This window comes from Rossellomorea oryzaecorticis, from assembly GCF_045897515.1.
Taxonomy (GTDB): Bacteria; Bacillota; Bacilli; order Bacillales; family Bacillaceae_B; genus Rossellomorea; species Rossellomorea enclensis.
This window is the reverse complement of record NZ_JBJOSA010000010.1, coordinates 12487-25415: the sequence shown is the minus strand read 5'-3', so window position 1 is coordinate 25415 and position 12929 is coordinate 12487. Positions and strand designations below refer to the sequence as shown.

General features: G+C 47.5%; 14 protein-coding genes. 8 read left to right on the top strand and 6 right to left on the bottom strand.

Annotation, left to right across the window (positions count from 1 at the left end):
- Nucleotides 1-283 precede the first annotated feature (283 nt).
- The 3 genes from ACKA06_RS12830 (at nt 284) to ACKA06_RS12820 (ending at nt 2631) form a co-directional block, all read left to right on the top strand.
- Nucleotides 284-1093, top strand: coding sequence for an RsfA family transcriptional regulator (locus ACKA06_RS12830; RefSeq protein WP_411159880.1), 810 nt, complete (start codon nt 284-286; stop codon nt 1091-1093).
- Between the two features lie 273 nt (nt 1094-1366).
- On the top strand, nt 1367-1681 hold the full coding sequence (locus tag ACKA06_RS12825; protein WP_411159830.1) for a helix-turn-helix domain-containing protein: 315 nt from the start codon (nt 1367-1369) through the stop codon (nt 1679-1681).
- A 5-nt stretch (nt 1682-1686) separates the two neighbouring features.
- On the top strand, nt 1687-2631 hold the full coding sequence (locus ACKA06_RS12820) for an IS3 family transposase (RefSeq protein ID WP_411159829.1): 945 nt from the start codon (nt 1687-1689) through the stop codon (nt 2629-2631).
- A gap of 329 nt (nt 2632-2960) precedes the next feature.
- Here the strand turns inward: ACKA06_RS12820 and ACKA06_RS12815 are convergent, their stop codons facing one another.
- Nucleotides 2961-4100, bottom strand: a complete 1140-nt coding sequence (locus tag ACKA06_RS12815; protein ID WP_411159828.1) for an ABC transporter permease — start codon at nt 4098-4100, stop codon at nt 2961-2963.
- Entirely contained in the window at nt 4090-4794 is a 705-nt protein-coding gene (locus ACKA06_RS12810) for an ABC transporter ATP-binding protein (protein WP_411159827.1), read from the bottom strand. The genes ACKA06_RS12815 and ACKA06_RS12810 overlap by 11 nt, the downstream gene beginning before the upstream one ends.
- Nucleotides 4795-4993: 199 nt before the next feature.
- Between ACKA06_RS12810 and ACKA06_RS12805 the strand changes: the two genes are divergently transcribed.
- Nucleotides 4994-5653: a peroxiredoxin gene (locus tag ACKA06_RS12805; RefSeq protein ID WP_411159826.1), complete on the top strand. Its 660-nt coding sequence runs from the start codon at nt 4994-4996 to the stop codon at nt 5651-5653.
- A 262-nt stretch (nt 5654-5915) separates the two neighbouring features.
- Here the strand turns inward: ACKA06_RS12805 and ACKA06_RS12800 are convergent, their stop codons facing one another.
- Both ACKA06_RS12800 and pta read right to left on the bottom strand, forming a co-directional pair.
- Nucleotides 5916-6761 carry a lipoate--protein ligase family protein gene (locus ACKA06_RS12800; RefSeq protein WP_411159825.1) on the bottom strand — a complete coding sequence of 282 codons (846 nt, stop codon included), beginning with the start codon at nt 6759-6761 and terminating at the stop codon, nt 5916-5918.
- A 516-nt stretch (nt 6762-7277) separates the two neighbouring features.
- On the bottom strand, nt 7278-8249 hold the full coding sequence (gene pta / locus ACKA06_RS12795) for a phosphate acetyltransferase (RefSeq protein WP_411159824.1): 972 nt from the start codon (nt 8247-8249) through the stop codon (nt 7278-7280).
- Nucleotides 8250-8732: 483 nt separating this feature from the next.
- Between pta and hemQ the strand changes: the two genes are divergently transcribed.
- The gene (gene hemQ, locus ACKA06_RS12790) at nt 8733-9476 is read left to right on the top strand and encodes a hydrogen peroxide-dependent heme synthase (RefSeq protein ID WP_197669745.1); all 744 of its coding nucleotides are present in this window, start codon (nt 8733-8735) and stop codon (nt 9474-9476) included.
- A gap of 50 nt (nt 9477-9526) precedes the next feature.
- On the opposite strand, the gene ACKA06_RS12785 is transcribed toward hemQ, so the two are convergent.
- Entirely contained in the window at nt 9527-10447 is a 921-nt protein-coding gene (locus tag ACKA06_RS12785) for a LysM peptidoglycan-binding domain-containing protein (protein ID WP_411159823.1), read from the bottom strand.
- A gap of 224 nt (nt 10448-10671) precedes the next feature.
- Between ACKA06_RS12785 and ACKA06_RS12780 the strand changes: the two genes are divergently transcribed.
- The 3 genes from ACKA06_RS12780 to ACKA06_RS12770 all read left to right on the top strand — a co-directional run bounded on the left by ACKA06_RS12780 (nt 10672) and on the right by ACKA06_RS12770 (nt 12241).
- Nucleotides 10672-11094: a cell wall hydrolase gene (locus tag ACKA06_RS12780; RefSeq protein ID WP_411159822.1), complete on the top strand. Its 423-nt coding sequence runs from the start codon at nt 10672-10674 to the stop codon at nt 11092-11094.
- A 52-nt stretch (nt 11095-11146) separates the two neighbouring features.
- Nucleotides 11147-11602 carry a spore coat protein GerQ gene (gene gerQ, locus ACKA06_RS12775; protein ID WP_058299480.1) on the top strand — a complete coding sequence of 152 codons (456 nt, stop codon included), beginning with the start codon at nt 11147-11149 and terminating at the stop codon, nt 11600-11602.
- Between the two features lie 171 nt (nt 11603-11773).
- Nucleotides 11774-12241, top strand: a complete 468-nt coding sequence (locus tag ACKA06_RS12770; protein WP_411159821.1) for a hypothetical protein — start codon at nt 11774-11776, stop codon at nt 12239-12241.
- A 314-nt stretch (nt 12242-12555) separates the two neighbouring features.
- On the opposite strand, the gene ACKA06_RS12765 is transcribed toward ACKA06_RS12770, so the two are convergent.
- Nucleotides 12556-12927, bottom strand: coding sequence for a DUF423 domain-containing protein (locus ACKA06_RS12765; protein ID WP_411159820.1), 372 nt, complete (start codon nt 12925-12927; stop codon nt 12556-12558).
- Between the last annotated feature and the right edge of the window lie 2 nt (nt 12928-12929).

Genomic DNA, 12929 nt, shown 5'->3' with positions numbered 1-12929 from the left:
TACAATCAAAAACATGGTGCTCACCGGCCACACGCGGAAAGCGTAGTCCTGCACGGAAATCAATAGCGGCGATTAAAGGGACAATCAAAAATAAGGTGCTCACCGGCCGCCCGCGGAAAGCGTAGTATTCCACGGGAATCAATAAGCTGGATTAGAAGAAATGTACAACGAAACTACCAACTTCAAAATATTTTTAACATATTCGTATAAAAATCTATAAAACTGCCCATCCTTTTATCAACGAACAAATTTCAAGTAAAAGTTGGGAGTTGAGATGAGAATGATGAAAACAAGACAGGATGCCTGGACCGAAGAAAACGATCTGCTTTTAGCCGAAACGGTCCTGCGCCACGTACGCGAAGGCAGCACACAATTGAACGCATTCGAAGAAGTCGGGGATAAACTGAACCGCACATCCGCAGCCTGCGGGTTCCGCTGGAATGCAGTCGTGCGCCACCAGTATGAAAAAGCTCTGCAGCTTGCAAAAAAACAGCGCAAACAGCGCCACCGCCTGCTGGGGAAAGATCAGGGCGGAAAGAAGAAGCTATTATACAGGCCGCCTACACCTTCTATGGAAGAGCTTGATGCTATGTCTCTATCAATGGAAGAAGCGGAAGAGGAAATGGAGTTCCAATTCGAGAATTATGTACCGGCAACCGAGCAGCTTTCACAGCAGGCCGCTCAGGCAGAAGCTGAAGTTCCGGAGGAAGCCGAAGAGCAGACCGCCGCTCCTCAGGCACCGGCCAGTAAGCATATGGTGAACCCGTCCGGCCTCCGCGGGGAAGTCACACTCGAAAAAGTGATTGCGTTCCTGCAGAACATGGCGCAAACAAGTATGAACTCGGATATCGTAAAAATCGAGAATCAAAGATTGAAGCATGAAATCGCTGAGATTAGGAGAGAAAACAAAGAGCTTGAAAAGAAAGTCGCAGAGCTCGAAAACAACTCCGTCACGATGCAGGAAGACTACGAAACACTCATGCAGATCATGAACCGTGCCAGGAAGCTCGTCCTGTTCGATGAGGAAGGCGAAGCTAAAGCACCGCGCTTCAAGATGGACCGCAACGGTAACCTGGAGAAGGTCGCAGAGTAAATTCTATATGTGAGGCCCCCTTTTAATAGGGTTCCCAAGCCAGTATGCCTTTTTTTGAAAAAAGGTGTGCTGGCTTTTATTGTGGAAGGGGGTATTCCCTGTTTTGTCAGCCTCACCACACGGATTTAAGTGCGGGAGCTCCTCATTTATGTGCGGAAAATTGAATATAAGTGCGAAATCTCTACGACCCCCTAATTCCTTTGGACACATTTGTACTGAAAAAAGTACACTAGAGACATAAATATGTCAGGAATTAGGGAGGGATATTTTTCAATGCCTAAGAAGAAGATTGAAGCCTTGGAAGAAGTCAAAAGAAACTATGTCCGAATGGCTTTAGAAAGTGGTAATTACTCGTCCATCGCCCGCCATGCAGGGATATCCAGGTCTACCCTTACGAAGTGGATCAAAGAGTATGAGGATGAGGTAAGAGAACAGATGGAGGATCCCACATCAGCTATTGTTTCTATTGAGCCGACAAAAGAGGAGTTGAAGGCTAAATATGAGCAGGCGATGAAGCTCCTTGGTGAAAAAGAGCTGGAAGTGGCCATGCTTAGAAACTTATTAAAAAAAACCCAGTACCGGCCCTAACGGTCTTGGATGAGGTTCGACTATGGGCAAAGGAGGGGTTTCACATCACTAAGCTTTCAAAGGTGACAGGGGTTAATCGATCCCTTTATTACTACCATAACGGCATTGAAGAAGCTTTTACAGCTGAGGAAAAAAGAGGCCGTCCGATTCCAGGTTACTCTAAGACAAATACAGGAGAAATGATTCCCGATGAACAGATAGAAGAATACCTCATGGAAGCCATTGAGGGGGATGGCGAAAACTATGGTGTAAAGAACCTCACTCAATTTCTAAAAGATCATCACGACCTTATAATTAATCACAAAAAGGTTGCGAGGTTGTGCAGGAAGTTAGGGATTCTTCTTCCCCAACGAACGGGCAACCCGAAGTATCCAAAACGACTTGTACGAAAACGGTTCATTACGGCTCCTAATCAACTTTGGCAGCTTGATATCAAATATGGGTCCATCTCAGGAAGCCGAAGGTTTTTCTTTGTCGCCTGTGCGATTGATGTGTTTGCCCGCGCCATCGTTGGATATTATAGAGGGCCAAGGTGCACTGCCAAGGATATTACGGGAATGCTTAATGAAGCCATCATTAGACGTGAGTTACAGGAGATAGAAGAAATAGATGGCCATTGTATCGTTATTAGAACAGATAATGGACCTCAATTTGTCAGTAACCATTTCGGTGGATTTTGCGAAGAAAATATGGTTTTCCATGAGAGGATTCCTCCTAGATCACCAAACTATAATGCCTATATTGAGTCGTTTTTCAGCATTTTAGAAAGAGACGTATTCAGGCGTAATGAATTCGAACACTTTGAAGAAGCTTATTACGAAATTGACGATTTCATGGAATTTTATAATTATCGACGCTACCATGGGAGCCTGGGCAGGATGTCTCCTGTAAAGTTCAATGAGAAATACAAGGATATTGGCTTCCCTGAAGAAATGGCCTTGAGCCTTTAAAAAGGCAGGAATACTCCTTCTTCACTTACTAACCCCCCAGATGGCGGAACGAAAGGGTCAAGCGGTTTTGGCTTGACGCTGAAGTAGAGTCATCTCCCCTTGGTAAAAGTGAAGAAGGAAATGATAAAAATGAAAAACTAAGAATCATTTAGTTTTATAAAGAATTCGTCAGGAATTAGGGGGTCAAACCGAAATTCCCCATATATGTGCGAACTCTTTAATTATATGTGCGAATCAGGGGAAATAGCCGACACGGATACACCGGTCGGTATGCAGCTGAATCTTCATCTCACCCCCGCCTCCTCAAACTCTACCATTCTCCAATCCAGTCAGACGATCAGTCCAATGACTGTGAATATAACCACCGCCATACCTGCCAGTCCGATAACCGGAAAGGCGAACAGTTTCCTAAACCTCCCCCACACCGGATCTTCCAGCTTTTTATCATAAGGGACGACCGAAAAAAACGGGCTGTCCAGCATTTTCTTGAACAGGCTTTTCAGCCACGACTGGATGAAAAGCGCGAAGCCGGCAAAGACGAGCCATTTCAGCCAAATCGGCAATACGATGACCGCCGACATGGTCAAGAGGAACATCTGGATATAAAGCGTTAAATAGTTCCTTCGCAAAAAGCCCTTCACCACGAGCTCCAATAGGCCATACTCTTTCGATCGTTCTCCTTTAAAAATCCGCTTCGACCCCCTGAACATAAGGAGCGGCCTGTTCCTCTGGTTGACAGGTTCCTTTTCCACTTCCATCGAGTACGTCAGGATCAGCTTGATATACCTGACCTTTTCCCGATTCTCGATTTCAATTTCTTTCATGAACCAGCGGTCTGAGCTGGGCATCTGCTTCAAATGGTAGAAAACGACCGCGGCCGCAATGAAAAGACTAAAGACGCCGACCAATGCGGGGGCTGCGTTCGTCACCATGAGCACTGCTCCGGCCGTGAGCAGCACGAACACCGAAAATATAACCGCTCCCTTAGAAGTGAACTTTTTTACCGTCATAAAAACAAGCTTCACCGCTAGCGCCGCTGCCAACAAAGGCAGCACCTCAACGGCTTTCATCCCATACACGCCAGCGAACAAAGGAAGCGTAATGACACCTGCAGCCAACACCCCGATCACCGAACCCGCCGCAGAATATAAAAATCCCAGACGTTTAAAAGGAATAAGAAGTTTCTTTTTCTGAAGGAGGTACAAAAGATCTGCCTCCATTAAATAGGCCCTGAAATTCCCTCCGGCCGTCACCAGCAGAATCAGCACGAACAAAATGGTGAAGGGAAGCCGCCCGCTCCAGTAGAGGCCGCTGTGCTCCCACATATCTGCGTAGACGAAAGGAGCCGCAATCATGACCGGGATAACCAGATAAACGACAATCGTCCAGTCCAGGACCGTCTTCATGACGCCCCATTGGTAACCCCATTCAGCAGCCAGCCTCCTCCTGAACAACGTGCTAGCCCGCATGGCTGTCACGCTCCGTCAGCAGATCAAAACAATCAAACAGCGAACCTTCCCGAAGGCCGCTGTCGCGTTGGACCTCCTCCAATTTCCCCTGCAACACAAGCTTCCCGTTCGAGATCAGGACAAACCGGTCGCAGATTTTCTCGGCAGTATCCAGCACATGAGTCGACATCAGGATGCCGGCCCCGCGCTTCTTTTCATCGGCGATCAGCTGCAGCAGCTTCTTCACCGCATTCGGATCAAGCCCCATAAAGGGTTCATCAATAATATACAGATCAGGCTTTTTCAAAAACGCAAGGATCAGCATAACCTTCTGCTGCATCCCTTTCGAAAAACTCTCAGGATAGTGGTGAATCCGCTGCGACAGCTGGAAAAACTCCAGCAGTCTCTTCGCCTCCAGCTTGAATTCCTCTTCCGGGACATCGAGCGTGGAAAGGAGAAAATCAATATGCTCCCATAACGTGAGGCGGTCATAAAAAATCGGCCGCTCCGGGATATACGCATAATCCCCCACCTCCACCTTGCCGTCCACATGCTTGAGGATCCCGAGAATCGATTTGATCGTGGAGCTCTTCCCCGCCCCGTTCGGCCCGATCAACCCGACAAGCTCCCCGGGACCGACGGAGAAACGGATATCCTTCAGCACATTCGTATTCCCTGCATAACCTGCTTCGTTTATATCAACTGTTAAATACAAGCTGTTCTCCTCCAATAAAATAGATAGTACCTAACATTACGAAGGAGAAGCTGGAAAGTTTCAATTTTTTCCAGTAAGGGATTTGATTTAAAAGAAAGCGGCGTGACTTTCGATTCAATCCGATGTCCAATTGATTATCTTTAACCAGATTGTGGTATTCATCCTTATGTAGGTAGTCAGCACACAGGAGGGATTAAACATGGAACAAATTCAAGCAGAACAACAGCAGTTGACCATGCCACGGATCGGGGATCCAGCCCCGGCTTTTGAAGCAGCAACCAGCCGCGGAAATATCAGCTTGAAAGATTACAAGGGGAAATGGGTGGTTTTATTCTCTCATCCTTCTGATTTCACACCTGTCTGCACAACAGAATTCGTTGCTTTTCAGGAAATTTATCCGGAGCTGAATCAATTAAACACGGAGCTCCTGGGCTTGAGTGTGGATAGCGTCTCCTCCCATATCGCATGGATCCGGAGTATTGAAGAAAACTTCGATACGTCCATTGAATTCCCCGTCATCGCCGACCTTGATAGAAATGTCGCCATGAAATACGGGATGATCATGCCGGGAGAAAGCCAGGTCGAAACTAGCCGGGCGGTCTTTGTAATCGATGACAAGCAAACCATCCGGTCAATCATCTATTACCCGCTGACAACCGGACGGAACATGCAGGAAATCCTCAGGCTTGTCAAAGCCCTTCAAGCAACGGATGAACACGGGGTGTCCACACCGGCCAACTGGCAGGAAGGTGAAAAAGTGGTCGTCTCCCCGCCGAAGTCCCAGGAAGAAGCCGCAAAGCGGGCAGAAGAGGAAAATATAGAATATATCGACTGGTACATTTCAAAAAAAGAGATCTAATGGCAGAGGCTATCCTTCTTGGATAGTCTTTTTTTAGGCTCTTTTCGCATGCTTTGTTGCTATACATACAAGAAAATACCGTAAATTGGGTATTTTCGGGTTGTCCACGCGTCCCTAGTTTGAACTAGAGTTCGAAAAGAGCACGTCCACAAGCTCCACCCGGCTACAAGCCTATTTACGACAAGCAACAATCTTTTAGAAAACAGCTTTTTTTAAAATAAAAAAGACCAAATGGACCTGTGCCATTTAATCTTTGCAATGCTTATTCACCCAATACCTTCTCATTCCGCTCCACGACTCTCTGGTAATACGTTTCATACATCGTGTACTCTTCACCCTGAAGGGCACTGGCGTAAATCCCGCCGCTGAACGACTTCAGCGCCTGCAGGAAGCGGAGCATCACATCCTGCACGGTCAGCTCGACACCGAGGAGCTCCGACAATGAAGCCATTACCTCAGGGCGGATCGACGGGAACGTAAACTTGGTCTGTTCACCCTTAAGCCCCGTTTCATAAAAACGGCGGACCAGCTCCGCACGCTCTGAGCCGCTTCCATTCACACACAGATAAATCTGAACCGCTACACCGTTCCGGATCCGCCGCTGCGAAATCCCCGCAAACTTCCGATCACCGATGCTCAGATCATAGCTTCCCGGACAGTACGATTCCGTGATTTCCTTCGCTTCCATTTCCGCCCCGAAATCCTTAAACATCTCCTGGACGAGCAGCCACATCGCATCATATCCTCTATTGATATCGATCCCTTTCTCCGAATCGGGGAACACGAGTGACAAATTCAGAACCCCTTCATCCAGCACAACGGCCAAACCTCCGGAATTCCTCACAATATATTGATAACCAGCTTCCTCCAACACGCGTAACGCCTCAGAAAGAAACGGCAATTTCGTATCCTGTATACCAAGCACCACCGTCTGATGATGAACCCACGAACGGGCAGCCGGATCGGACTGGTCAGCTCCCACAGCCGTACACAATGTATCATCCATTGCAAAAGACTGCAGCGCCCCGAACACTGGCCCGAGACTCGACTGATCAATCACCCTCCACCGTTCCTGACGGAGCAGTGCATACGTTTTTTCCTTATCCATAACGCTTCTCCTTCACTGAAAACATGCGGGTTTATTATATCATAAATTGGTTGGGGGGTGGCTGGCACTTGGGGGGATTGGGATTGGAACTCGGATCTGGGTTCGTATGCAGGCGAGGGGATTGGTACCTGGCACAAATAGGGTGTATTGTGCCAGGCACAGTAGGCGGGATTTGTTCCTGGCACAGAACGGCAATTTTGTGCCAGGAACAATGGCATTGATTTGTGCCAGGCACAGATTCCCTTTTCTGAGCCTGGCTCAATCCGGCTAAAACGAGCCAGGCTCAAATCACTTAAATTGAGCCTGGCTCAAACTAACCCAATCGAGCCAGGCACCCCGCTGCCCCCCGTTAACTGGTATACCGGGTACAAATCTACTCGCCTGTACCTGGTACATTCACCTCGTTTTGTACATGGTACCATCCATCAACCCTGTACCAGGTACAAACCAAAACCACACCCACAACAAAAAAAGCCGGACCCCTCAAATAGAGTCCAGCTTCCCTTCAACAAATCCTTACAGCGCCTGAGCAGCCGTAATCAATGCCAATTTATATACGTCTTCCTCGTTGCATCCGCGGGAAAGATCGTTCACAGGGGCGTTCAACCCTTGAAGGATCGGGCCTACTGCTTCGAAGTTTCCTAGGCGCTGGGCGATTTTGTAGCCAATGTTCCCTGCTTCAAGGCTTGGGAATACAAATACATTGGCGTTACCCTGGATGTCTGCGCCCGGTGCTTTTTTCTCTGCAACGGATGGGACGAAGGCTGCGTCGAATTGGAATTCGCCGTCTACTGTCAGTTCAGGAGACTTTTCTTTTGCAATCGTCACGGCTTCTACTACTTTTTCAGTTTCTGCTGATTTAGCAGATCCTTTCGTGGAGAAGCTCAGCATCGCCACGCGCGGATCGATGTCGAACATGCTTGCAGTCTTTCCGCTTTCAACTGCGATTTCAGCAAGGTCCTGGCTGTCAGGAGTAATGTTGATCGCACAGTCGGCGAATACGTATTTCTCATCGCCGCGCACCATGATGAACACGCCAGATGTTTTGCGTACGCCTTCTTTTGTCTTGATGATCTGAAGCGCTGGGCGGACCGTGTCAGCCGTTGAGTGGGCAGCGCCGCTTACCAGGCCGTGTGCCTGTCCAGTGTATACAAGCATCGTTCCGAAGTAGTTGCCGTCCAGAAGGATTTTCTTCGCATCTTCTTCTGTCGCTTTTCCTTTACGGCGCTCGACGAAACTTTTCACAAGGTCGTCCATGCCCTCGAAAGATGCAGGATCGACGAGTTCGCAGCCGTCAATCTTCACGCCTGATTGATCTGCAACCGTTTGGATTTCAAGCGCATTCCCGATGATGATCGGAGTCAGGATGCCGTCGCTTGCCAGACGGGAAGCAGCGCGTACGATACGTTCGTCTTTTCCTTCCGGGAAGACGATCTTCAATTCTTTGCCTTTGATTTTATCTGTCAGTGTCGTAAATAAGTTACTCAATAGAGGAACCTCCTTGATTTATACATATCCATTCTTAGAATACTCTACTCATATAGGAATTCAAGGAAAAGGGAAAATGTATTCGGTTACACCGGTAAAGTCTTTGTTTTCAAAAAATTCCCCTTCGACATCCATCATTCCTATACCCGGTATACCATGCAGACAATCCCTTATGTAACACCTTTTAGTGTGTTCCGTAAAAACGCTTCCTATCCTATAATTGTGCCATTTTAACGACATTTGGGTTTCACGTTCTTCTTCTTTGACCAAACTATGATATAGTGAAAATGCAAGGCTCTTTTAATGGGTTGTTGCTTTTCGCACCTGTTCTGTTTATTTGATTGGAGCTCGTGAAGTGCTCTCTTCGAAAGGATCCTTAAACAGGCTGCGGACATATAACCGATTAACCATTCCCTTATGTTTATAGCGGCAACCAATGCGAAAAGAGCCCAATTGGAAATAGAATATAAGGAGTGATTGAACATGGCAGAACCAGCACAAACATTGGATGGTTGGTATTCGCTGCATGATTTCCGTGCGATGGATTGGACTTCATGGAAGATGCTTCCGAGTGAAGAACGAGCAGCGGCAATCGCTGAATACCGCCGTTTCTTAGATAAGTTGAATACGACTCAGGCTGCAAAAGAAGGAAGCCACGCCCTTTACACAATCGTTGGGCAGAAAGCGGACTTCATGATGATGATCCTTCGTCCGACGATGGAAGAATTGAATGAACTCGAAAACGAATTCAACAAGCTGAAAATTGCTGAATTCACGATCCCGACATTCTCTTACGTTTCAGTCGTTGAGCTCGGAAACTACATGCCGACTGAGGGCGATCCGTATGAGAACCCTTATGTTCAGGAGCGCATCTATCCGATTCTTCCGAAAGCGAAGCATGTCTGCTTCTATCCGATGGACAAGCGCCGTCAGGGCAATGACAACTGGTATATGCTTCCGATGGAAGACCGCCGCGCGATGATGAAGAGCCACGGCATGATCGGCCGTCAATACGCAGGCAAGGTCAAGCAGATCATCACCGGTTCTGTCGGTTTTGACGACTATGAATGGGGCGTTACGCTGTTTGCAGATGACGTTCTTCAATTCAAGAAGCTTGTATACGAAATGCGCTTCGACGAAGTCAGCGCACGCTACGGCGAATTCGGTGCATTCTATGTCGGCAACCTTTTAGAAGAAGATGGGATTGAAAAGTTCCTTCACGTATAAGAATTAAAAAGCAGTCCGCCTGGTCAAACCCAGGCGGACTGCTTTTTTCTTTATTTTATCTCGATCGTGTTCAGCATCTTCAGTATTTCCGGCACGATCCCCTCCGACTCCTCCGCATTCCGGAAATGGATCGTAAACTTCAGCAGGACGCCGTCCACTTTTTTTACCACGATGTTCTTCTGTACGTCTGAGTCATGGGCATGCATCACGAATTCCGACCCTTTGTAAAACGGCAGTGAATTATCAGAAGGGAGTTCGGTCACCTTGCCGAGCAGGCGGAGCTCATTTTGCGCCTGTTTTTTCAGGGAGCCGATGTCAGTACCGGCACCGATGACTTCGACTCTTGTAAAATAATAATCGTCGTTGGCGGATTGAAGGATGAATTTCCTCGGCTCCTCCGCCGTATAGTAATAGCCCGGACGCGGTGTCAACCCGGGAATGATCTTGTCGGCATCATAACCCGTCGATTTGTCCGGTGTGACCTTATTCACTTTCAGGACCTGCCCGGTAAAAATAAGGCTGCTTTTCAAGCCGTTATTCCTCTTCAATTCATCTACGGTCAAGCCGTATGTCTGGCTGATCCCCCATAATGTATCCCCCGTCCTTACCAGCACGAACGCCGGAATGATCAGTTTTTGTCCGGCATAGATTGTGTCGGATTTCAGTCCATTCACATGTTTCAGCTGCCCGACTGTCGTATGATGTTTCTTCGCGAGGCTCCATAAGGTGTCCCCTTTTTCGATGGTGATCCTTTTTTCAAAACGGAGCTTATCACCGGCATAAATCAAACTTGAACTGAGGTTGTTGCTGTCCATCAGCTGGTCCACCGTCAACCCGTATTTCTGCGATAACCCCCATAGTGTGTCTCCTTTCTTGATCAAATGGAATCCCGAGGCCCCTGCACTTGATGCACTCAGCGCCGTGATGGTCAGGGCGAGTGCGGCTGATTTGAATAGGCTGCTTTTTTTCATCTTCATCCCCCATTATGTTTTCTCATGATGCTCATTGTTACTTCTTCCTATACTCCATTAGACGGCTGGAAAAATGTCCGGTTACGTAAGAATGAGCCCATTTTGAAAAAGGGCCGGGTCAGATGATTCATCTTTCACTCCCTAAATATAAGAATATCTTTTTCCATACGGACATAGACATGAATTAGTGAGACAGAAAGCATCTTCTGAATTGAGGTGGGAAGATGGCTGTTGTTCCCTTTAATGAGAAGGAAGTGAAGCTCCTCGCCCGGTTGATGAGGGCAGAAGGAGAGGGTGATGGTCAGCTCGGGATGCTGTTGGTCGGGAACACCGGGATCAACCGTGTGCGGGTGGGATGCCTTGACTTCAAGGATATCAATACGATCCAGCGCATGGTGTTCCAAAAGCCCGGCGGATTTGAGGCCACGCAAAAAGGCTACTTCTATCAGCGGGCCAGGGAGAAGGACATCAATCTTGCCAGAAGGGCCATTAAAGGTGAGAGATTCCATCCCGCTTCAAATGCGCTATGGTTTTTCCGGCCGGAGGGAGATTGTCCGCCACAGTGGTATAACCAGACCAACTCGGGCCGATTCAAGGCACACTGCTTCTTCATCCCGACCAGGGCGGATTGTCCAAAAGCCTATTAACATGCAGGGCTCCGAACGCGTTAAAATCCATGTTTTCAAGGAGGTATATCACTTGTCAAATCAAGAATACAACCCTTATTACCAGGGGTATCAAGCGTATGACCCTTATCGTCAGTACTACGGCACCGGCATGCAGGGCCAGGGCCAGCAGGCTCAATATAATGCCATGCAGCCGCCTGCACAAAAAAATGCCCCGGGACCGTCCCAGAACATCCCCGGCATGCTGCCTGTTGAAGAATCATATATCGAGAACATCCTCCGCCTCAACAAAGGCAAAGTCGCGACTGTGTACACGACATTCGAAAACAACACACAGTGGAATGCAAAAATATTCAAAGGCGTCATCGAGGCAGCCGGACGTGATCATCTCATCCTGAGCGATCCCCAGTCGGGAACGCGCTATCTGATTCCGATGATTTATCTCGACTACATCACCTTCGACGAAGAAATCGAATACGAATATCCATTCAACGGCACCGGCGGACTAACAAACTACTCTCCGCGATAAGAAGATTCCCAAGTGTTCAAAATTTCATTTTGGACACTTTTTTTATTTGGATTTTGCATCCCCCTTTCATTCGACTCGGAAAACACAAGATTGATAGCATCATATGGTAAAATATAGGTAGCTATTTTTTAAAAAAGGGAAAAGTTGCAGCAATCCGAGGGGGACAAATCCATGAAAAAAATCAGTATCCTATTGGGCGTGGTCATACTCATCGTTGTGTTAGCAAATATCACGCATATAGTGGCCCATACGAAACTGTATTCATTCAACCAACATAAAAAAATCACAACCGAAACAAGAGTCATCACGTTTGAGGACATTTTTGAGACTCTGCATCAACAAAGAGGACTGGCAGAAGAATTACGACACTCGAAAGTGAACTCATTGATAGGCGAGGAAGTGCAAAAAGGACTTGATGATGCTTCTGATTACGAAATGTTTTTACGGAAGCATCCTCAAATCAATACAATCAAAGTTGAGCTGCCGATCGTCACATATAAAGACGATGACAGGACGATTGAGTTTATATCAGGAAAAGGGAAAGTGTTAGAAGTATTAGAGGACGGTCAATGGAAAGAATTCAACGGTACCTGGGATGATTTATGGAAGGATTTAATTGAGAAGCTTAACGAGAATTAAATTGGGTTTGTTAGACCTGTGTGCTAGTAAAATCAGACTCTGATCACCGCTATTGATTTCCGTGCAAAACTTCGCTTTCCGCGGGCGGTTGGTGAGCCTCCTCGGCTTCGCCTGCGGGGTCTCACCTAACACGCTTTTCCCGCAGGAGTCTACGTCTTGCACTCCAATCAACCGCTGGAACATGCTAATTATAAACACCCATCTGTATAAAACTATTAAAAAACCCGAACTAATTTCTAACTAGTTCGGGTTTGACTTAGATTAAAATACTTGCCCCAGTCTCTCTATGTTTATCATTCAAGAGCCGGAAATCCCTACATCGTCTTCGCCGCAAAGATCACAAGCAGGATCCACCCTGCAAGGAAGCTCACTCCCCCGAGTGGTGTGATCGCTCCAAGCACCTTGATGCCGGACAGGCTCAGGACATACAGGCTTCCCGAGAACAGGATCGTCCCGATCACCATCAGCCAGCCCGACCATGATAATAGGGATGTCGGTGAGACGGTTCCCATCAGGACACCGATGATGATGATGCCGATTGCGTGGAACATTTGATAAAGGACACCAGTATTCCAAGTATCTATGTATTTTTGAGAGATCTTGCCTTCGAGCGCATGGGCACCGAACGCCCCGAGGCCGACCGAGAAGAACGCACTGAGCGCTCCGATGATAATGAATGTTTTCATGA